16 protein-coding genes are annotated in these 21,312 nt (G+C 70.2%); 10 read left to right on the plus strand and 6 right to left on the minus strand.

The window, feature by feature from the left end; all coding sequences use genetic code 11:
- Nucleotides 1–114: 114 nt before the first annotated feature.
- From AC07PU_RS22310 to AC07PU_RS22320, 3 genes are all read left to right on the plus strand, one after another.
- Complete coding sequence (locus AC07PU_RS22310; RefSeq protein ID WP_490875584.1) at nt 115–630, plus strand: hypothetical protein; 516 nt, start codon at nt 115–117, stop codon at nt 628–630.
- A gap of 27 nt (nt 631–657) precedes the next feature.
- Nucleotides 658–1,461, plus strand: a complete 804-nt coding sequence (locus AC07PU_RS22315) for a helix-turn-helix domain-containing protein (RefSeq protein ID WP_495320599.1) — start codon at nt 658–660, stop codon at nt 1,459–1,461.
- A gap of 88 nt (nt 1,462–1,549) precedes the next feature.
- Nucleotides 1,550–4,108 (plus strand): penicillin acylase family protein, encoded by a 2,559-nt coding sequence (locus tag AC07PU_RS22320; protein WP_495320601.1) that lies wholly within the window; start codon nt 1,550–1,552, stop codon nt 4,106–4,108.
- Nucleotides 4,109–4,134: 26 nt separating this feature from the next.
- On the opposite strand, the gene AC07PU_RS22325 is transcribed toward AC07PU_RS22320, so the two are convergent.
- Nucleotides 4,135–5,184, minus strand: a complete 1,050-nt coding sequence (locus tag AC07PU_RS22325) for a LacI family DNA-binding transcriptional regulator (RefSeq protein WP_495320603.1) — start codon at nt 5,182–5,184, stop codon at nt 4,135–4,137.
- Nucleotides 5,185–5,346: 162 nt separating this feature from the next.
- On the opposite strand from AC07PU_RS22325, the gene AC07PU_RS22330 reads away from it, so the two are divergent.
- Entirely contained in the window at nt 5,347–6,351 is a 1,005-nt protein-coding gene (locus tag AC07PU_RS22330) for a Bug family tripartite tricarboxylate transporter substrate binding protein (RefSeq protein WP_296787326.1), read from the plus strand.
- A gap of 17 nt (nt 6,352–6,368) precedes the next feature.
- The gene (locus tag AC07PU_RS22335) at nt 6,369–8,093 is read left to right on the plus strand and encodes an N-acyl-D-amino-acid deacylase family protein (RefSeq protein ID WP_495320605.1); all 1,725 of its coding nucleotides are present in this window, start codon (nt 6,369–6,371) and stop codon (nt 8,091–8,093) included.
- Between the two features lie 15 nt (nt 8,094–8,108).
- Here the strand turns inward: AC07PU_RS22335 and AC07PU_RS22340 are convergent, their stop codons facing one another.
- From AC07PU_RS22340 to AC07PU_RS22355, 4 genes are read right to left on the minus strand one after another with little or no spacing between them, the layout of a single operon-like run.
- Complete coding sequence (locus AC07PU_RS22340) at nt 8,109–9,827, minus strand: tannase/feruloyl esterase family alpha/beta hydrolase (RefSeq protein ID WP_495320607.1); 1,719 nt, start codon at nt 9,825–9,827, stop codon at nt 8,109–8,111.
- Nucleotides 9,828–9,868: 41 nt separating this feature from the next.
- A complete protein-coding gene (locus AC07PU_RS22345; protein ID WP_495320609.1) occupies nt 9,869–10,678 on the minus strand; it encodes an enoyl-CoA hydratase/isomerase family protein in 810 nt (269 codons plus the stop codon).
- On the minus strand, nt 10,675–12,519 hold the full coding sequence (locus tag AC07PU_RS22350; protein ID WP_495320612.1) for an AMP-binding protein: 1,845 nt from the start codon (nt 12,517–12,519) through the stop codon (nt 10,675–10,677). Before AC07PU_RS22350 ends, AC07PU_RS22345 begins: the two co-directional genes overlap by 4 nt.
- A gap of 38 nt (nt 12,520–12,557) precedes the next feature.
- Complete coding sequence (locus AC07PU_RS22355; RefSeq protein ID WP_495320614.1) at nt 12,558–13,538, minus strand: Bug family tripartite tricarboxylate transporter substrate binding protein; 981 nt, start codon at nt 13,536–13,538, stop codon at nt 12,558–12,560.
- 147 nt (nt 13,539–13,685) lie between these two features.
- On the opposite strand from AC07PU_RS22355, the gene AC07PU_RS22360 reads away from it, so the two are divergent.
- Nucleotides 13,686–14,471, plus strand: a complete 786-nt coding sequence (locus AC07PU_RS22360) for a helix-turn-helix transcriptional regulator (protein WP_490875592.1) — start codon at nt 13,686–13,688, stop codon at nt 14,469–14,471.
- On the opposite strand, the gene AC07PU_RS22365 is transcribed toward AC07PU_RS22360, so the two are convergent.
- Nucleotides 14,468–15,082, minus strand: a complete 615-nt coding sequence (locus AC07PU_RS22365) for a DUF4337 domain-containing protein (RefSeq protein ID WP_495320617.1) — start codon at nt 15,080–15,082, stop codon at nt 14,468–14,470. The two genes, AC07PU_RS22360 and AC07PU_RS22365, sit on opposite strands and share 4 nt — an antisense overlap.
- A 167-nt stretch (nt 15,083–15,249) precedes the next feature.
- Here AC07PU_RS22365 and AC07PU_RS22370 point away from each other — a divergent pair, with 167 nt between their 5' ends.
- The 4 genes from AC07PU_RS22370 (at nt 15,250) to AC07PU_RS22385 (ending at nt 21,177) form a co-directional block, all read left to right on the plus strand.
- Nucleotides 15,250–15,975, plus strand: a complete 726-nt coding sequence (locus AC07PU_RS22370; RefSeq protein ID WP_490875594.1) for a TetR/AcrR family transcriptional regulator — start codon at nt 15,250–15,252, stop codon at nt 15,973–15,975.
- A 161-nt stretch (nt 15,976–16,136) separates the two neighbouring features.
- Nucleotides 16,137–19,664 carry an indolepyruvate ferredoxin oxidoreductase family protein gene (locus tag AC07PU_RS22375; RefSeq protein WP_495320619.1) on the plus strand — a complete coding sequence of 1,176 codons (3,528 nt, stop codon included), beginning with the start codon at nt 16,137–16,139 and terminating at the stop codon, nt 19,662–19,664.
- The gene (locus AC07PU_RS22380; protein WP_495320621.1) at nt 19,661–20,428 is read left to right on the plus strand and encodes an enoyl-CoA hydratase-related protein; all 768 of its coding nucleotides are present in this window, start codon (nt 19,661–19,663) and stop codon (nt 20,426–20,428) included. Before AC07PU_RS22375 ends, AC07PU_RS22380 begins: the two co-directional genes overlap by 4 nt.
- Nucleotides 20,429–20,436: 8 nt before the next feature.
- The gene (locus AC07PU_RS22385; protein ID WP_495320623.1) at nt 20,437–21,177 is read left to right on the plus strand and encodes an NAD(P)H-dependent oxidoreductase; all 741 of its coding nucleotides are present in this window, start codon (nt 20,437–20,439) and stop codon (nt 21,175–21,177) included.
- The last annotated feature ends 135 nt before the right edge of the window (nt 21,178–21,312 follow it).

Below are 21,312 nucleotides of genomic sequence, written 5' to 3' on the forward strand. Positions count from 1 at the left end.
TGGTCTGTGAGCTCGCTGCCGCAACCGGCGCTGATAGCTGGAATAAGAAATATTGGCTTGGCGCGCGCCCCCCGTGTTCCTAGACTTCGCGGCCTCGAACAAAGGGAGCTCTCCATGTCTTGCGGCGTCGATTCCGCCTTCTGGGCCAATACCCGCCGGCACCTGATCCGGTACGGCCGCGCCGGCGTGATGGTCGGCATCGATGGCGATGCACCCGACCTTCATGCGCTGTCGCAGGCGCTCAGCGTCGAACTGCCGCTGGCGGCGTGGCTGACACCGGGGCAGACCGCGGAGGGCCGTCACGCCGGCGGCTTCTTCTATCTGCCTCGCGCGGGCGATGGGGTCGCCGCGGTACTTCCGCGACGGCTCGAAGTGGCGGTGCGCGCCGATGCCTGGCCCGACAGCGGCCTGCACGCCTTGCGGCGATCCTTCGACAGCGACGAGGCCGGGAATGCACCGGGCCGCGGACTGCTGCTGGGCATCGAGATCGTGCAGGCGCGCGAACGCGCGACGCTGGGCCTGCGCATGGACGTGGTCGCGCTGCATGGCCGGCACGGCGTCCAGGCGAGCGAAGCGGAGGCCGAGCTCGGCACGAGGCTGCTGAAGCAGGCCGTCGCGCACGGCGCGTAGCCGCAAGAGCGTTGCGCTTCGTTCGCCATGGGTACGCAGAACTATCTCCACCTGTGGGATGACCGCTTCCTCTACATCACGCCGGCCATCCGCTCGGGCCTGACGGCCCGCCCCTCGGCCACGCTGCTGGTGTCGGCCAGCGGGCGGCCCTTCGCGCTCGAAGGGATGGACGGCACGCGCGTGCGCTGCACCGCGGCGCTCGTGGCACCGCACGTGCCGCGCCGGCTCGATGTCGACGGCTGCGGCCTGCTGTCGCTCAACATGGAGCCGTCTTCCAACGTGGCGCGCATGCTCGAGGGCGTGCAGGGCGATCGCGGCATCCAGGTCATCGATGCCCAATGCTTCGGCCGCCTGCGCGAGCGCTTCGAGGCCGCGCTGCAGGGCGAACTGCGCGACAGCCAGCTGCGCGAACTCAGCACGCGCATGGTCGAGGCCGTGGCCGGCCGTCCGCTGCGGCATGTGCCGCTGGACCCGCGCATCGAGCGCGTGCTGGAGCGCGCGCGCACCCATGTCGGCCCGCTGCCGCTGCGCGACCTGTCGGCCGAGGCCTGCCTCTCGCCCGATCGGCTGACGCATCTGTTTCGCCAGCAACTGGGGCTGTCGATCAAGCGCTATCTGCTGTGGACCAAGGTGCGGCGCACGGTCCAGCAGTTCGCGGGCCGCAGCGGCCCGCTGGCGGACATCGCCCACAAGGGCGGCTTCACGGACATGGCCCACATGAGCCGCACCTACCAGCGCTGCTTCGGCCTGGTGCCTTCCTTCCTCGCCAACGGCGCGCAGGTGCAGGTGCGCTCCGATGTCGGTGCGTTGCACACCTGGGGTCCACCCTGAGCAAGACGGCGGGTGCGTACAACGGGCGCGCGGCTGCCGTCCCTAAGCTCCTCGCCACTCCCCCGCGGAGTGATTCACAGGAGACACGATGCAACAACGACAACTCTGGCGCGCCAGCAGGCCGCTCGGCCTGCTGGCCATCGCAGCCACGCTCGCCGCATGCGGCGGGGGCGGTGGCAACAACGGCTTTTCCTTCGCCGGCACGGCACCGCCCGCGCCCGGCAACCCGGCGCCTCCGAGCACTGGCGCTCCCGCTTTCAAGGCCGAGATCCGCCGCACCGCGATGGGCGTGCCGCACATCAAGGCGGCCGACTGGGGCGGCGTGGGCTACGGCTATGGCTATGCGCAGGCGCAGGACAACCTCTGCACCATGGCCGATGCCTTCCTCACCTACCGCGGCGAGCGGTCGAAGAACTTCGGCGCCGATGCGCTGCTCGTGTACCCGGGAACGATCGGCCGGCCGAAGAACATCGAATCCGATTTCTTTCACAAGCATGTGTTCTCGAGCGAGGCGGTCGACGCCTTCGCGCAGGCGCAGCCCGACAAGCTGAAGAAGCTGGTCGAAGGCTTCGCGGCGGGCTACAGCCGCTATGTGCGCGACCTGAAGGGCGGTGGCGAAGCCGGCGCGCATGCGGCCTGCCGCGGCGAAGCCTGGGTGGCGCCCATCGCGTCGGGGGATATCTGGCGCCGTCTCTACGCGGCCAACCTCACGGCCGGCTACGGCAATTTCGTGACGCAGATCGCGAGCGCGGTCGCGCCCGCATCGACGGCCGGGCAGGCGCAGGCATCGGCGCGCGCATTGCGCCGCGCGCAAGGCACGCAACTCGCCGCGCTGCGCACGCAGCCCCCGAAGGCGCCCGCCCTCGAGGTGGGAGGCAAGCATGGCGTGGGCAGCAACATGTACGCCTTCGGCACCGCGGGCACGGGCGACGACAGCGCGCTGCAGTTCGGCAACCCGCACTGGTACTGGCGCGGCCCCGACCGCTTCTACCAGGCCCAGCTCACCATTCCGGGCGAACTCGATGTGAGCGGCGCTTCCTTCCTCGGCGTCCCGCTGATCCTGATCGGCTTCAACCAGAACGTGGCCTGGAGCCACACCGTCTCGGCCGCGCGGCGCTTCGGCCTCTATGAACTCGCGCTGGCCGAGGGCGACCCGACCAGCTACCTGCGCGACGGCAAGGCGGTGAAGATGAAGCCCAGCACCATCGCCGTCGACGTCAAGGGCGGCCCCGCGCAGACCCGCACGCTCTACAAGAGCGAGTACGGCCCCCTCATCAACCTCGCGGGCATGAGTCCCGCGCTGGCCTGGAGCCCGCGCACGGCCTTCGCGATCCGGGACATCAACGCCGACAACTTCCGCGCCTTCCGGACCTGGCTGCGCTGGGACCAGGCGAAATCACTCGACGAGTTCATCGCCATCCAGCGCGAGGAGGCGGGGATCCCGTGGGTCAACACCACCGCCGTGGGGCGCGGCAGCGCCAAGGCCTGGTACGCCGACATCACGGCCGTGCCGAACGTCTCGCCGCAACAGACCGCGCGCTGCACCACGGCCGTGGGCCAGTTGCTGGCCGTGGCATTGGAACGCGTGCCGGTCTTCGACGGATCGCGCAGCGAGTGCGATTGGCAGACCGACCCCGACTCGGTGCAGAAGGGCGCCGTCGGACCGTCGCGCATGCCCAGCCTGCTGCGCGACGACTACGTGGCCAACATGAACGCGAGCGCCTGGCTCACCAACCCGAACGAGCGGCTCACCGGCTATCCGGCCATCTTCGGTGGCGTCGAGACCGGGTTCACCACCCGCTCTCGTCTCGGCCACCTGATGGCGCAGGGCCGGCTGAGCGGCACCGACGGCTATGCGGGCAGGACGGCCACCGCGGCGACGGTGCAGCGGATGGTGCTCGACAGCCGGGTCTACACCGCGGAGCGCTTCAAGGCGCAGGTGTTGGCGCTGGTGTGCGCGGTGCCCCGCATCGATGTGGCGGCCGCCAACGATCCCTACCTGGGTGACACGCCCGCGGGCAGCGTCCGGACCGCCGAGGCCTGCGCCGCGCTGCGTGCCTGGGACGACACCGACAACATCGATGCGCGCGGCGCGCATGTCTGGGACGAGTTCTGGGGCCGCGTGGAGAACGCGATTCCCAAGAGCGATCTCTATGCCGTGCCCTTCTCCACCGAGGATCCGCTCAACACGCCGCGCGAGATCCGGGGCAGCGCGAGCGATGCGTTGCGCCAGGCTTTCGGCGCCGCGCTGATGCGCATCGAGGCCAGCCCCTATCCGGTGAACGCGCCGCGCGGCGACTACCTGTTCGTCACGCGCAACGGCCGCAAGATTCCGCTGTTCGGCGGCATGAGCGACCTCACGGGTGTCTTCACCACCACCGCCACCTTCAACCGGCTCGACCGCGGCGGCTACAGCCTGGATGGCGATTCCGTCATCGCCAACAGCTACATGCAGATCGTCCGCTTCCCGGCCGGCAAGGTGGAGGCCGACACCTTCCTGACCTACTCGCTCTCGGACGACCCGGCCTCGGCGCACCATGCCGACTACACGCGGGCCTACAGCGCCAAGCAGTGGCTGCGTGTTCCCTACACGGAGGCGGAGATCGCCGCGGACCCGGCGTACCGGAGCGTCGCTCTGAGCGAGTGAGATGGGTGGGTGCCGACGCCGTGCCTTCAGCGCGGCGCCGGCCCCGTGCTCGCGCGTTCCATCAGCCGGACCGGCAGCGCGACGGGTGCCGTCGCGCTGCCCGCGCCCAGCCGCGCCAGCAACTGCCGTCCCGCCTGTTCGCCGATCTCGCGGATCGGCAGGTGCACGGTGGTCAGCGGCGGGTGCAGATAGGGCGCGAAGTCGTTGTCGTTGAAGCTCGCGACCGACAGCCGGCGCGGCACCTCGATGCCGGCCTGGTCGAGCGCGGCCAGCGCGCCGGCCGCGAGGTAGTCGCTGCCGCAGACGATGGCGCTCACGGGCGGCTCGCGGCGCGCGATGGCCTGCATGGCTTCGAAGCCTTCGCGAAAGCCATGGTCGGTCTCGATGACGGCCTCGGCGCGCAGCACGAGCGAGCGCTCGGCCATGGCGAGCTTCAGGTCGCGCAGGCGGCGCCTGGCGCGCTCGCTGTCCGCGGTGCGCCCGCCGATGTAGCCGAGGCTGCGATGGCCGAGCGTACGCAGGTGCTCGACGATCAGCACCGCCGCCGCCTTCTCGTCGAAGCCGATGCTGCTGCCGCTGGCGTCGGGTGGCGCCCACATGCACACGAAGGGCGTGCGGCTCGCGCCGAGCATGGCGAGCACCTGTTGCGGCTGCTCGGCGCCGAGCAGCGCCACCGCGTCGACGCCGCGCTCGAGCAAGGCGCGCAGGATGCTCGTGTCGGTGGCGGGCCGCGGCTCGGGCGCGGACAGCAGCAGCGTGTAGCCGCCGGCCGCCAGCGTCGACTCGAGCGCCTGCACCAGCGCCGGGAACGACGAACTGCCGAAGCGCGGCACGATCGCGCCGACGGTCATGGTGCGGCGCATCGCGAGCGCGCGCGCGGTGCCGTTGGCCACATAGCCGAGCCGGTCGACCGCATCCATCACGCGCAGCCGCGTCGCCTCGCTGATCATGTTCGGCCGGCTCAGCACGCGGGACACGGTGCCGGTCGACACGCCCGCGAGCGCCGCGACATCGGCCAGCGAGGCGGCGCGGGCACCGGGCGTGGGAAGAGGGGAGGACGGGCGCGAGGCGGTCATGGAGGGGCGATGGACAGCGCATGTTAGCCGCCCCGTGCAAGCGCATGCAGGCCTAGGTGCTAACCCCGGGGTCACGTGGATTCGATTGCTCCTATGCTTCGTGCAAGCGCTTGCATAAACCGCCTGGAACGCGCTGGCGGGCCCACGAATGGAGACAGTCCGATGCATCCGATCCCCACGCTTCGCCGCGCGCTGCTCGCTGCCGCGGTGCTCGCCGCCACCTGCACGATGGCGCCGCTCGCGCTGGCACAGCCCGCGGCATGGCCGGTTCCCGGCAAGCCGGTGCGCATCGTCGTGCCGTTCCCCGCGGGCTCGGGCTCCGATGCCACGGCCCGGGTGATCGCCAAGCTGATGACCGACGAACTCGGCGGCGCCCCCGTGATCGTCGACAACAAGCCCGGTGCCGGCACCTTCATCGGCGCGCAGGAGGTGGCGCGCTCGCCGGCCGACGGGCATACGCTGCTCTACACCATCGTCATCACGCACACGCAGAACCCGCACCTCTACGCGAAGCTGCCCTACGACCCGGTCAGGGACTTCACGCCGCTGGCGCAGATGGTGAAGTCGGCCACGGTGCTGATCGCGCCGCCCGATGCGCCGTTCAGGAACATCGGCGAACTCGTGGCCTATGCCAAGGCGAACCCGGGCAAGCTCAACTACGCCTCGTTCTCGCAGGGCTCCACGTCCCACCTGAACGGCGAGCTGCTGCAGATGCGCACCGGCACGAAGATGACGCACGTGCCCTACAAGGGCACGGCCGATGCCTCGCGCGCGCTGGTCGCGGGCGAGGTGCAGCTGTACTTCGACGGCACCGCCACGGCGGTGCAATTGATCAAGGCCGGCAAGGCCATCGGCCTCGGCACGGCCACGCCGGCGCGCGTGCCGGTGCTGCCCGACATGCCGACCATCGCCGAGCAGGGCGTCAAGGGCCTGGACATCGTGGGCTGGCAGGGCATCTTCGGCCCCGGAAACATGGACCCGGCCGTCGCGAAGAAGATCGGCGACCTGCTCGCGAAGATCGCGCGCTCGCCCGAGATGCTCAAGCTGATCGAGACGCAGGGCAACGAACCATCGGGCGCCTCGGGCCCCGCCTTCGCCGCCATCGTGAAGAACGACAGCGAGCGCTGGGGCGAGGTCATCAAGGCCGCCAACATCAAGCTCGACTGAGCGCAGGAGACATCGGAATGTTCGACACCATCATCCGCGGCGGCACGCTGGTCGACGGCAACGGCGGCCCGCGCTTCACGGGCGACATCGGCATCGCCGGCGGACGCATCGCCGAGGTCGGCGGCAAGCTGGGCGCCGCGCATCGCGAGATCGACGCCAGCGGCGCCATCGTCACGCCGGGCTGGGTCGACGTGCACACGCACTACGACGGCCAGGTGACCTGGGACCCCTACCTCAGTCCCTCCACCGACCATGGCGTGACCAGCGTCGTGATGGGCAACTGCGGCGTCGGCTTCGCGCCGGTGCACCGCGACAAGCGCGAATGGCTCATCAGCGTGATGGAGGGCGTGGAGGACATTCCGGGCACCGTGCTGGCCGAGGGCATCGACTGGCAGTGGGAGAGCTTTCCCGAGTACCTCGACGCGCTCGAGCGCATGCCGCGCGCGCTCGACGTCGGCGCGCAGATTCCGCACTCGGCGCTGCGCACCTACGTGATGGGCGAGCGCGGCATCACGCACGACGAGGCCACGCCCGCCGACATCCAGGCCATGGTGCAACTGGTGCGCGAAGGCATGCGGGCCGGCGCGCTGGGCTTCTCGACCAGCCGCACCATCATCCACAAGTACCAGGGCCGCAAGTACCCGCCGGGCACCTTCGCCTCGCCCGACGAGATCCTCGGCATCGCGCGCGCGCTCGGCGAGGTCGGCCATGGCGTCTTCCAGATGACGTCGAACCACTACCAGATGGAGACCGAGCTGCCGTGGATGACGCAGCTCGCGCGCGAGAACAACCTGCCGGTGGCCTTCGCGCTGGTGCAGACCGACCAGACGCCCGACACCTGGAAGCGCCTGCTGGCCGCGCTCGACGAGACCCACCGGCAGAACGTGCCGCTCTATGGCGCGGTGGCGGGCCGGCCCGCCGGCATCCTGATGGCGTGGCTCGGTTCCACCCATCCGTTCATGGCGCATCCGCTGTGGCAGCAGATCGCGCCGCTGCCGTGGGCCGAGAAGCTCGCGCGCCTGCGCGACCCGGCGGTGCGTGCGCAACTGACCGACATGGATGCGCTGACAGGCTCGGCTCGGCATGACAGCCGCATGGCCTACCTGACGCAGAGCTTCCACAAGATGTATGCGCTGGGCGCCGAGCCCGACTACGAGCCGCCGCAGGAATGCAGCGTGGCCGCGATCGCGCAGCGCGACGGACGCACGCCGCTGGAGGTGGTCTACGACATGCTGATGGACCTCGACGGCAAGGGCATCGTCTACTTCCCGAGCTTCAACTACGCCTACAACGACCTGAGCCAGCTGCATGCCGAGCTGCAGCATCCGCGCACGATGATGAGCCTGGCCGATGGCGGCGCGCACTGTGGCTACATCTGCGACGTGAGCATGCCGACCTACATGCTCACGCACTGGGCGCGCGACCGCAGTCGCGGGCCGACGCTGCCGCTCGAGCTGATGGTGCAGCGGCAGACGCGCGACACCGCGCGCATCTACGGTCTGGAGGACCGCGGGCTGCTGCAGCCGGGCTACCTGGCCGACATCAACATCATCGATTTCGACCGGCTGCGCATTCCGCCGCCCTATGTCGCCTTCGATCTGCCGGCCGGCGGACGGCGGCTGGTGCAGACCGCCGAGGGCTATCGCGCGACGCTCAAGGCGGGGCAGACCATCATGGAGAACGGGGAGCGCACGGGGGCGCTGCCCGGGAAGCTGATGCGGGGACCGCAGCGCCGCGCGTGAGGGCGCCGTGGGATGTCAGCGCACGCAAGTGAAGCTGCTGGCGAGATCGACGTCGCCCGTCCCGTCGTAGCGCGGCCAGGCCGGGTACTCGCACAGCGGACGGGTGCGGCCGTTGTTGCCGGCGTTGGCATCGGTCACCGTGAGCTTGGAGGGCGCCACGCCCTGCTCGACCCAGCGTTCGAGCGCATCGACCGCGTCGAAGCGCACGTCGTAGGCGCCGCCGCCATGCCCGTAGCCGGGCACCTCGTAGTACTTGAGGAAGGCGCCGACCCGTTCGCTGCCCATCGCCGCGACGGCGCGCCGGTGGAACTCCTCGGACGAGCCCGCGGGAATGAGCGGATCGGCCATGCCGTGCACGATCAACACCTTGCCGCCCTTGTTCGCGAACGCGCTCAGGTCGGGGTTGACGTCCAGCCGCGACGAGATGTAGCGCAGCCGCTGCTGGACGTAGCCGTTGGCATCGACGGCGAACAGGAAGGGGTCGTAGCTGGCATCGCGGTAGACCATGTACTTCACGAAGGACTCGCCGATGTAGGTCGCGAACGCCATGTCGAAGCGCGAGGGCGTGGCCGGTGCGCTGCTGCCCATCGCGGGAATGACGCCGCCATCGAAGATATTGAGTGCGGCATAGCCATCGGTGCCGTTCGCCAGCAGGTAGGGCAGCTTCAATGGCGTGGCATAGGCACGAAAGCCCCCGATCTGGGCCGTCGACAGGCAGCCGTCGCCGCTGTCGGCGCCGCCCGGGCAGGCGAGGGTCGCGGGATCGAAGGTGCAGGCCGAGACCTTGGCGATCACGCCGTCCGTCGCGCCATCGAGTGCGTCGCAGGCCGCGATCACCGAGCGGGTCAGCAGCTGCTGCTTCGCCGGGTTCGACCAGGCGCCGGGCGCGACGAGCGCCTTCGAGGTGATCGCGTAGTTGGTCAGCATGCCCGTCAGCGACCAGGCGGGAAAGTAGGCGATGACACCGTCGTAGAGCGCGGGCCAGCGGTCCGCTACGTAGAGCGCCTCGCGGCCGCCGCCGGAGCCGCCGGCCGCATAGGTGCGCGCGGGCGCCGCGCCGTAGCGCCGCGCGATCAGTTTCACCGCGACGTCGCGCGTCTTGCGCAGCTGGTCGCCGAAGTAGTTCTCGAGCGCCTCGTCGTTGAGCGCGAAGCTGGCCTCGGCGGCGCTGCCGCTGTGGCCCGAATCGCTGCCGAAGGCGGCATAGCCGCGCGCCAGCGGCGTGGCGAGGCCCGAGGCGCCGGGCGCATTGTCGTTGCCCGCGATCACGCTGCCGTCGTAGCCGCCGCCCGTGAGCTGCATGGCCTTGCGGTTCCAGGCGGTCGGCAGGGCCAGGTCGAACTGGATCGGGGGTGCGCTGGCGTCGACCGGTGCGATCGATCCGGTGACGCGGCAGTACTCGCCGACCGCGGTCGATCCGCTGCCCGCCGGTGCGACGAGCGTGGTGCTGGAGACCACGGCGCCCGAGGTCGGCAACGCGATGTCGGCGGCGGGGATGCTGAGCCCGTTCAGGGCGGCGCAGGCCTCGGCCGCGCTCAGCGCGGGTGCGGGAGGTGGTGCGGGCGTATCGGAGGCCGGCGCGGGAGCGCCTGCCAGGCCCGAAGCCACCGGGGCGAATCCGCTGCCTCCGCCGCCACCACCGCATCCGGCCTGCACCGCGAGCGCGATGACCGAGGCCGCGAGCGAGATCCTTCGCTTCGAAACATGGGTCGTGGGGTTGTAGCTTTTGTTCATCTCGTCGTCTCCTGCGTCCGTGTTGGAAATTCCTGTCGGCCTCATCGCCCGCGATAGACCGGCGGGCGCTTCTCCATGAAGGCACGCGGCCCTTCGCGCGCGTCCTCGCTGGCGAGCACGCTGGCCTTGGCCTGGTTCTCGAGCGCGAAGCCTTCGGCGAGCGACAGCCCGCTCGCGGCGCGCGCGGTGCGCTTGATCGCCTGCAGCGCGAGCGGCCCGTTGCGCGCGATGCGTTCGGCCAGCGCGCGTGCCTCGGCCATCAGCGCCGCGCCCGGCACCACGCGATTGACCAGGCCGATCTCGCGCGCCCGCGCGGCGTCGATGGGCTCGCCGCTCAGCATCAGTTCCATGGCCAGCGGCCACGGCAACTGCCGCGGCAGCCGCACCATCGAGCCCGCGAAGGGAATCAGCGCGCGCGTGGCCTCGGGCAGGCCGAATCGGGCGTGCGCGGCGGCGATGCGCAGGTCCGTTCCGAGCATCAGCTCGAAGCCCGCGGCCATGCACACGCCGTTGATGGCGGCGATCACGGGCTTGTCGAGTTCGAAGTCGCGCAGCCCCGAGGCCGCGAGCACGCGCGGGTCGGACAGCAAGCGGTGGTCCCATGCGTCCTGCGGCGCGCGGGCTCCGCTCATCAGCGGCAGCGTGAGCGACAGGTCGCCGCCGGCGCAGAAGGCGCGCTCGCCGGTCGCCGTGACGATGGCCACGCGCAAGGCGTCGTCGGCCGCGAAGCGCATCACCGCATCCGCGAGCAGGCACAGCATGCGCGGCGTCAGCGCGTGGTGCGTGGCGGGGGCATCGAGCGTGATGGTGGCGATCGCGCCGTCGATGTCGAGGCGCACCGGCGGGCTCATGCGCCGCCTCCGGTGCGATCGTCGATCTCGTAAGGGATCGCGAACGCGCGCATGAGCGCGTGCAGGCGTTCGGCGTCGGGTGCGGCATCCGCCGCGGCGCGTCGGCGAAAGCGCGCATGCAGCCCGCGCGCGCCGTCTTCCACCGCGACCGCCACGCCATCGAGCAGGCCGGCGTCGCGCAGGCGCTGCGTCAAGGCATGCTCGCAGGCCAGCGCCCGCAGCCGCGGCTTGTAGACCTTGCCGACGGCGGTCAGCGGGATCGCCGCAAGGATCTCGATGCGCTTCGGGAACGCGGGCCGCTCCGGAATGCGTGCGTTGGCGAAGGCCGAGAGCGCCTCGGCATCGATCCGCGAACCCGGCCGCAGCGACACGTAGGCCACCGGCAGTTCGCCCGCGTACTCGTCGGGCTCGCCCACGGCCGCGGCCAGTTCGACCTCGGGATGCTGGAGCAGCGCCGCTTCGATCACCTGCGGATCGATGTTGTGGCTGCTGCGGATGATCAGGTCCTTGGCGCGCCCGGTCACGAACACGCGGCGCTGCGCATCGACGTGGCCGATGTCGCCGGTGATCAGCCAGCCGTCCTCGAAGGTGCCGGCGTTGCGGTGCGCTTCGGTGTAGCCAGGGCCCACGTTGGGGCCGCGCAGGCGCAGCACGCCGCTCTCGCCCGGCGCGCAGTCGCGGCCGTCGTGCGACACGGCCTTGACCTCGGTGAACGGCAGCGGAATGCCGCAGGAGCCGTGCACGCGCGGCGCGAGAAAGGGTTCGATGCTGACCACGCCCGCGCACTCGGTCATGCCGAGGATGTTGCGCACCGGGATGCCGAATTTCTGCTCGAAGGCGTTGGCCAGTTCGTTGGGCAGCGGCGAGCCGCCGGTGAGCAGGGCTCGGACGCGGGCGCGGTCCGCGGGTTCGGCCTCGAGGCCGAGCAGCGTCGCGATCACGGTGGGCACTGCGGCCAGCAGGCTCACGTCGTGTTGCCGCACGACGCTCCAGTAGCGCCGCATCAGTGCCGTGTTGCGCAGCCCGAGCAGGGTCGGCAGCACGATGCGCGCGCCGCTCAGCAGCGCCGAGAGGCCGTAGACGAAGGAGCCGGCGACATGGAACAGCGGGAAGCCGTTGAGGATCACGTCGTACTCGCGCATCGCGTAGAGCTGGGCTGCGCTCCAGGCGGCGTGCAGCTGGTTGCGATGCGTGTGCTGCGCGAGCTTGGGCGCGCCGGTCGTGCCGCCCGTGTGGAAGAGGGCGGCCAGTCCGTCGGCGGAGCGCAGTGGCAGCGCGTTCGGTGCATCCGGCGGCATCCGCGACAAGGCCGCGTCGAAGTCGATTGCGCCCGGCGCGCCGCCGACGGCGAGCACCTGGCGCAGCGCGGGGCAGGCGTCGGCCAGTGTCGCGGCGCGCGACCAGATGTCGAGCTCCGGATGCGGCCCCAGCGCCACCAGGATGTTCGCGCCCGAGGCCCGCACGAGTTCGGCCATGTGCGCGGCGTCGAGCAGGTAGTTGATCGGACAGACGATGCCCGCGGTCTCGGCGCCGAGCAGCGTCAGCCAGGCCTGCGGGATGGCCGGCAGCAGCATCGCGACGCGCGGCGTGTCGCCGGGCACGAGGCTGGCGAAGAGATTTGCCGCGCGGCGGATGTCGGCGAGCAGGTCGGCGTAGCGCCAGTGCCGCGGCGGCGTTTCGGGATCGGCATCGAGCAGGTAGCTGAGCGCGATGCGCGTGGGGTGCAGGGCCGCGACCTCGCACAGCGCGTCGTACACATGGTCGTGGGCCATGAAGGAGGCGTAGGGCCGCGCTTCGATGCGCGCGAGGTCCTCCGCGTCGCGGATCCGGTGGTGTTGCATGGGTCGATGGGGCGCGGTCGGCGCCCGCTTCCTTGTTCTCAGTCGCCGCGGAACCCGGAGGCCTTCACGACCGCGGCCCAGCGTGCCGCTTCCTCGCGCAGCATGCGGTCGGTGTCGGCGCGGCCCGCCCCCACGATGCTGAAGCCGGCTTCCACGAGCCGGGCGCGCGCGTCCTCGGGCTGGACGGCCTTCACGGCCTCGGCACCGAGCAGGTCGAGGAGGGCCGGCGGCGTGCCCTGGGGTGCCATCAGCGCGAACCAGGAGGAGATGTCGATCTTCGGATAGCCCGACTCGGCCATGGTCGGCACCTCGGGCAGCAGCGGCGAGCGCCGCGGCGCGGTGGTGGCGAGCGCGCGCATCTTGCCGCCCTTGATCTGGGCGTTGCCGAGCGCCGTGGAAACGAAGGCGGCTGATACGTCGCCCGAGAGGATGGCCGTGACCGCGTCGCCCGTGGTCCGGTAGTGCACCGGCTCGACCTGGAAGCCGGCCGCCTCGCCGAACAGCTCGGCCCCGAAGTGGCCCGAGGTGCCGGCGCCGAAGGTGCCGAAGTTGAGCCGGCCGGTCTGCGCACGCGCCGCCTTGACGAAGTCCGCCACCGTCCTGTGCGGCGAGTTCGCGGGCACGGCCAGCAGGAAGTCGACCCGCGCGACCTCGCTGATGCCGGTGAGCTCGCGGCTCGGCGCGTAGCCGAGCTTGCCGAAGGCGGCCGGCGCGATCGAGATCGAGCCGACTTCGCCGAGCAGCAGCGTGTAGCCGTCGGGCACCGCCTTGGCGACCGTCAGCGCCGCGATCTGCCCGCCGGCGCCGGGCTTGTTGTCGACCACCACCTGCTGCTTGAGCAGCTCCGACAGCCGGATCGCGAACAGCCGCGCCAGCACGTCGGGCGCCGTGCCGGGCGCATAGCCCACGGCCAGGCGGATCGGGCGGTCGGGATAGGCCTGCGCGCGAGCGGCGAGCGGCCACTGCGCGAGGGTGGGCACCAGGGAGGCGGCCAGCAGGGTGCGGCGTGAGAACGTCATGGGGGATTCCTTTGGCCGCCAGTGTCGCGATGGGGGCGTTTTCGTCTGTCCCCTGCGATGTAGACAGGGCGCGCCCTGAGGGGGAAAACCCGGTGCGGCCGGAAGGCGCCGCGCCGATAGGCTCCGTGCATCCCATCGGCCGTGTCCATGCAGCTCATCCCCCTTTCGTCCGCCACGCCCGCGCTCGCCACCAGCGCGGACGGACGCGCCGTGGACGCCATGGCGGGACTGATCGCCTGCATCGGCGCCCACGGCTTCGCCAACGACGCGCTGGCGCAGCTCAACCGCTGGCTGCCCGTCTCATGGCTGTCGGTGTTCCGGCTGTCCGACCATGCGCCGCCGCGCATGCCGGCGTCGGGCAGCTACCGCGCGCCCGACGGCACCGCGGAATCGTGGGCGGTGTACCGGTCTTCGCTGTACCGGCAGGACCAGACCTTCCTCGCGGCGCGCGAGCAGATCGGCCAGGCCCGCTGCACGCTCGTGCACTGGCATGCGAAGGAGATCCCCGCCGCGCATCGCGAGCGCATCTACACGCGGCATGGCCTGCGCGAGCGGCTCTCGGTGGTCTGCAAGGACAAGGACGACGGCCTGCTGGCGATCAACCTCTATCGGCACGAGAGCCTGCCGCTCTTCACGGGCGAGGAGATCGAGTGGGTCGGCATGGGCGCGCCGATCCTGACCTCCTGCGTGCAGCGCCACCTCGATCTCGCCGGTGCGCGCGAGCAATCCTTCGACGCCAGGCTGTCGGTGCTCACGCGCAGGGAGCGCGAGGTCTGCGAGCGCATGCTCAAGGGCTGGACCTACGAGGGCATCGCCAACGACCTCGGCATTTCCGCCGGCACGGTCAAGACCTTCAGGGACCGGGCCTTCGATCGCCTGGGCATTCACCACCGCAACGAGCTGTTCGCGCTGGTGCTGGTGAACACGCCCTAGATGTGCAGCGCCGCGAGCGCGCCGATCGAGATGCCGGCGAGCGCCACGCCATACATGGCGCGCTCGAGCCACTTCCTGCGGGTCAGCAGCGCGATGGCCGCGAGGGCGATCGACACCTGCAGCACCGTGGTGGCTTGCGCCCAGCGGTGGTGCTGGTGCATCTGCTCCTCGGAGGCCGTGTCCCAGCGGACGGATTCGTCCTCGAGCTTCTTCGCCGCGGCCTGGATCTCGCCCTTCTCCTGCTCGTAGCGCGTGACCTTCACCTGCCAGCCTTGGCGGCGACCGTCATCGGTGGCGGTGTCGCGCGCGAACTCGGCCAGCGCCTGTTTGGTGCTCTTCGACTGGAAGTAATTCCACTGGTTCGAGGCCTCGGTCTTCTTGATGGCTGCGTTGTTCTTGTAGAGCCCGGCGTTGGCCTGCGTGGCGCCGCCCATGTACGCGAAGATCGCGCCGATGGTGGCAATGGCCGCGGTGCAGACGGCGATCTTTCCCGTGACGCTCATGCCGGCGCCTTCGGCCGCATCGCCGTGGCCATGGCCGTGACCGCCGGTAGCGGCATGTTCGAGTTCGTGGTCGTGCGGGCCGTGCACGTGAAATCCGTGTCCTGACATGGGGTCCTTTGTTTTCAGAAAGATCTGGACGGCGCGGGAGTATGCACGGGCGCGACGTGGTTGCGGCCTTGGGGAAAGTCCTGTCGGCTGGGGCTGCCCGTCAGGGGCGGCCGCGGGTTCACTTCCATAATGGCGGCCAGTCCAGCTCTCTCGAAAACCCCGCAGACATGTCCGTCACCAAAGCCGCCACGCCGCGTCGCGCCCCCCGGGGCGAAAAATCCGAGCGCACCCAGGCGAGCCTGCTGGCGGCGGCGCGCGAGGTCTTCGCCGAGCGCGGTTTCGAGCGCTCGACGACTTCGGAGATCGCCCAGCGCGCGGGCGTGTCGGAGGCGACGCTGTTCACCTACTTCGAGAGCAAGCGGCGCCTGTGCATCGACGTGGTGGGCCGCTGGTACGACGAGATCAGCATCGAGCTCGAGGAACAGGTGCCGGCGATCGCCGGCTTCGAGGCCAGGCTGCGCTTCGTGATCCAGCGGCATCTGACCCATCTGATGGGCGACGGCATCGGGCTGTGCGCGCTGGTCCTCGGCGAAGGGCGGATGGTCGATGCCGAGTTCTCCGGGCTCATCGCCGAGCTCAAGCGGCGCTACACATCGCCCTTCATGGCCGCGCTGAGCGAGGCGCGCGAACTCGGCGAGGTGCGCGGCGACGTGCCGCTGCGCCTGATGCGCGACATGGTGTACGGCTCGATGGAACACGTTCTGTGGGATTACGTGACCACGGGCACCAAGCCCTCGATCGCATCGACGGCCTCGCAGCTGACCGCGATGCTGATGGCGGCGTTCGCGCTCGAGGCGCCGCCGGCGCGCGCGGCCCGCCGCTTCCAGTCCGATGTGCTCGCGGCGGTGCGCCGGCTCGAGCGCGACGCGGGCTCGGCCGAAGACGCCGCCTAGCGGATCGGCCTGGCGGCCCCGGCCCAAGATCGGCGCCGTCCTCTAGAAAATGAGTAAGACTCAAGCCGCGCATGCGCGTCTGGCAGAGGTGTGCCTGTTGCCAACCTCGGAACTGCGCATGTATAGTTGAGCAACACTCAATTTAAGGTGCGGAGACCACGATGGGACACGGTGACCCGGAGATCCAGCGCGCATTGCGCTCGGTTTCGCTCGATGACAAGTACGACGGCGGCAGCGGCGTGGCCTACCTGAACGGCACTCAGGCGCTGGTCCGGCTGCTGCTCAACCAAGGGGAGCGGGATCGCCGCGCGGGGTTGCGCACGGGCGGCTTCGTCAGCGGCTACCGTGGCTCGCCGCTGTCGGGGCTCGACCAGGCGCTGTGGGGCGCGCAGGCCCGGCTCGAGGCGCGGGACATCCGGTTCCAGCCGGCGATCAACGAGGACCTGGCCGCCACGGCCTGCTGGGGTTCGCAACAGCTCGCGCTGTTTCCCGAGGAGGCCAGGGTCGATGGCGTCTTCGCCCTGTGGTACGGCAAGGGGCCCGGCGTCGACCGCAGCGGCGACGCGCTCAAGCACGGCAACGGCGCCGGCACCTCGCGGCTCGGCGGCGTGCTGGTGCTGGCGGCCGACGACCACACGGCCAAGTCCTCGACCTTCGGCCACCAGAGCGAGCAGGCGCTGGTGGCGGCGTTCATCCCGGTGCTGTATCCCAGCAGCGTGCAGGAATACCTCGACCTCGGCGTGCATGGCTGGGCGATGAGCCGCCACAGCGGCCTGTGGGTGGGCATGAAATGCGTGTCGGACGTGGTGGAGACCACGGCCGTCGCCGACGTGGACCCGCAACGGGTGACGGTGAGGCTGCCGGACGCGGGCGAAGCGCCGCCGCAGGACCTGCATATCCGTTGGCCCGACGTGTGGGCCGAGCAGGAGCCGCGCATCGTGCGGCACAAGCTGCCCGCCGCGCTCGCCTACTGTCGCGCCAACGGGCTCAACACGATCGCGCTCAAGACGACTTCGTCGAGGCTCGGCATCGTGTGCGCGGGCAAGAGCTACAACGACGTGCGCGAAGCCTTGCGCCTGCTGGGATGGACCGACGCGCAGGCCGCCGAGCGCGGCGTGGCGGTGCTCAAGCTCGGCATGGTCTGGCCGCTCGAGCCGGAGATCGTGCGCGAGTTCGCGCGCGGTCTCGACGAGCTGCTCGTGGTCGAGGAGAAGCGCCCGTTGATCGAGCAGCAGCTCAAGGACGAGCTCTATGCGGACGCGGTCGAGGGCCGCAAGGCCATCCGCATCTCGGGCAAGAGCCGCGGCGGCATCGGCGGGGAGTGGAGCGTGGGCGCCGAAGAGCGCCTGCTGCGCAGCGACTACGAGCTCACGCCGCCGGAGATCGCCGCCGCGATCGCGGAGCGCCTGGGCCTTCCGGTGAATGCCTTCGAGGCCGACCCGCGTGCCGTGGCGCATGGGGCACCGGCGGCGCCGGCCGCGGTGCGCAAGCCCTATTTCTGCTCGGGCTGCCCGCACAACACCTCCACCGTGGTGCCCGAAGGATCGCGCGCCATGGCCGGCATCGGCTGCCACTACATGGCGAACTGGATGGACCGCGATACCAAGGCCTACACCCACATGGGCGCCGAGGGCGTGCCGTGGATCGCGCAGCGCCTGTTCTCGACGCGCAGGCACATCTTCGTGAACCTCGGCGACGGCACCTACTTCCATTCGGGCTCGCTGGCGATCCGGCAAGCGGTGGCAGCCGATGCCTGCGTGACCTACAAGGTCCTGTTCAACGACGCGGTCGCGATGACGGGCGGGCAGCCGGTGGAAGGCCAGCTCACGGTGTCGCGCATCTCCGAGCAGGTCGCCGCCGAGGGCGTGCGCCGCATCGCGGTCGTCAGCGACGACATCGGGAAGTACCGCGACGCGGGCACGCGCTTCGCCGCCGGGACGACGGTGCACGACCGCGTGCAGCGCGAACTCGCGGCCTTCGAGGGCGTGTCGGTGCTGATCTACGACCAGACCTGCGCGAGCGAGAAGCGCAGGCGCCGCAAGCGCGGCAGCTATCCCGACCCGGCCATCCGCTACGTCATCAATCCCGAGGTGTGCGAGGGCTGCGGCGACTGCTCGGTCAAGAGCAACTGCCTGTCGGTGGAGCCGCTGGAGACGGAGCTGGGGCGCAAGCGCAGGATCAACCAGTCCTCGTGCAACAAGGACTTCTCCTGCGCCCAGGGCTTCTGCCCGAGCTTCGTGGCGGTAAAGGGCGGCAAGCTCCGGTCGAGTCCCTCCAGGAGCGACGTGCTCGCCTGGGAGCCGCCGCCGGACCCGGTCGTGCCCGAACTCGACGGCACCTGCGGCATCCTCGTCAACGGTGTCGGTGGCACCGGCGTGGTGACCATCGGCAGCCTGATCGGCATGGCGGCCCACCTGAGCCATCGCGGCTGCAGCGTGCTCGACATGGCGGGGCTCGCGCAGAAGGGTGGCGCGGTGTGGAGCCATGTGCAGCTCGCGCCCACGCAGTCGGCGATCCTGTCGTCGCGGATCGCGTCGGCGCAGGCGGACGTGCTGATCGGCTGCGATCTCGTCGTGAGCGCGCATCCCGACAGCCTCGGTCGTCTGCGCGAGGGCCGCACCCGCGCGGTGGTGAATCTCGACGTGGCGCCGACCTCGGAGTTCGTGAAGAACGCGGACTGGAACCTGCCGACGCAGGCGCTGAAGGCGTCGCTGGAAAAGGCCTGCGGTGCGGATGTCCAGTGGTTGAAGGCGCAGGAGACGGCCACCTGGGCGCTCGGCGACGCCATCTACGCCAACCTCGTCATGCTCGGCTTCGCCTGGCAGAAGGGCTGGATTCCGCTGTCGTCGCAGGCGCTCGAACGCTCGATCGAACTCAACGGGCAGCAGGTCGAGAAGAACATGCAGGCGTTCCGGCTCGGCCGCTGGTGGGCGCACGACGCGCCGCGCGTGCTCGCGGCGATGAAGCCCGCGAGCACGGTGCAGTGGCTGCCGCGCGTCAACCGAACGCCCGAGGAAACCGTCGCGCGCCTGTCCGAGCGGCTGGTGGCCTACCAGGGACCGGCGTATGCGCGCCGGTTCGCCGCCTTCGTGCAGCTCGTCGACAGCCAGTGCGCCGACGAGACGCACCGCCAAAGCTTTGTTGTTGCAGTGGCGCAGAACCTTTTCAAGCTCATGGCCTACAAGGATGAGTACGAGGTCGCGCGCCTTCATTCCGATCCGGAGTTCATGGACTCGATCCGCCGCCAGTTCGACGGAGAGATCCAGCTGCAATACCACCTCGCGCCGCCCCTGCTCGCCAGGAAGAACGACAAGGGCGAGCTTCAGAAGACCGCCTATGGCGCCTGGATGGGCCGGGCCTTTCGCGTGCTGCGGCACGGGAAGGTGCTGCGCGGCACGCCCTTCGACCTCTTCGGCTACACGCACGAGCGCCGCACCGAGCGCGCGCTCGTCGAGGAGTACCGCGCTGCGGTCGGCGCCGTGGTGGCGCACCTGGGCAGCCATGCGTCGCCGTGCCTGGAGCTGGCGAGCTTGCCGCAGCAGATCCGCGGCTATGGCCATGTGAAGGAGCGTGCGGTCGCGGCGGCGCGGGCGCGCCAGGCCGAGCTCTTCGAGGCCATCACCGGCAAGCCGCTGCCGCCGGGCCCGATGGCCGACGGCTATGGCAAGTACCTGGAGTACGGCTGGTGACGAGCGCATCGCAAACGACGGAGCGACGCAGCCGCAGCGCCGTGCGCGCGGCGGAGGGGATCCTCTCGACGCTGGTCGACGGCGTGTGGCGCATCCAGATCCATCGGACGTCCAAGCGCAATGCGCTCACGATGACCATGTTCAGCGCCCTGGCCGAGAGCCTGGGATTGGCGCAGGCCAATGACGGCGTGCGGGCGATCACCTTGTCCGGCCTCGGGCCGAACTTCTGCGCGGGCCACGACCTGAGCGCCTTCGACAGCTGGCCGCAGGGCGCGGGAGACCCGGTGCCGCGCTTCCTTCATGCATTGGCCGACGTGCGCAAGCCGCTGCTCATCGGCGTGCACGGCTCGGCCGCCGGCATCGGCGTGACGATGCTGCTGCATGCGGACTGGGTGATCGCGACCTCCGACGCGGTCATGAAGCTGCCGTTCGTCGACCTGGGCATCGCTCCCGAGGCGGGGAGCTCTCTTCTGCTTGCGCGCGCCATCGGCGCGCTCAGGGCGAGGCGCCTGTTGCTGGGCGGGGAGGCCTTCACCGGTCAGCAGGCCCACGATTGGGGGCTCGTCTCGGAGCTGGCGCCCGCGAATGAACTCGCGACCTGTCTGCAGCACAGGGCTCTCGCGCTGGCGGCCAAGGATCCGAAGGTCTATGGCCGCATCAAGGCGCTGCTGGTCCCGGCCGGCGAGGTGCGCGCACGCATCGACGAGGAAATCGACCTGATCAACACCTGCGTGGCCGAGCGCCGCGCCTTGCAGACCGGATGAATCCCGCCATGACAGCACAGACACCGCGCAAGGCGCACATCGTGTATGCCCACCCCGAGCCGAAGTCCTTCGTTGCGGCGATGCGCGACCGGGTGTCCGAGCGGCTGACCGCCGGTGGCTGGCAGGTCGGGCTCTCGGATCTCTATGCCATGGGCTTCAACCCGGTGGCGAGCGCGGCCGACTTCGGCGAGCGCGAGAAGCCCGACTACCTGGTCTATTCGCTCGAGCAGCGCCATGGATGGCAACGCCGGGCCCTGGCCCCCGACATCCTCGCGGAGGTCGAGGCCGTCAAGCAGGCCGAGCTGCTGGTGCTGGTGTTCCCCGTGTTCTGGTTCTCGGTGCCGGCCATCATGAAGGGCTGGATCGATCGAGTGTTCCTGTCGGGGCTCTTCTATGGCGGCAAGCGCATCTACGACCGCGCCCCCATGGCGGGCAAGCGCGCCCTGGTGGTCACCTCGCTGGGCGGGCGCAGCCATATGTTTGGCGAATCCGGCATCCACGGGCAGATCGATGTGATGCTGCGGCCCTTGCTGCAGGGCTCGCTGGGCTACGTGGGCTATGAGGTGTTCAAGCCCTTCGTGGCGTACCACGTGCCCTATGTCACGCACGATGAGCGAGGCGAGATGCTCGAGCAACTCGGCCGGGAGGCCGATGGGCTGTCGCAGCGGGAGACGCTGGTCTTTCCGTCGCTCGATGCATATGACGATGTGCTTCGTCCCGTGGCGCAATGCGTGGGAGAGACGAGGTAGGCCGGACGATCCACAGGAGGCCGAGAAAATTTTTTCTTCGGAAGTAGACGTTCGGGCCAAAAGCTGTGCATAATCGAGGGCTTCGCTGGACGGCTTCAGCGGCGGATGACGGAAGTTGTTCTGCTGGTGGTTGAA

The organism is Variovorax sp. GW821-FHT10D07 (genome assembly GCF_059415325.1).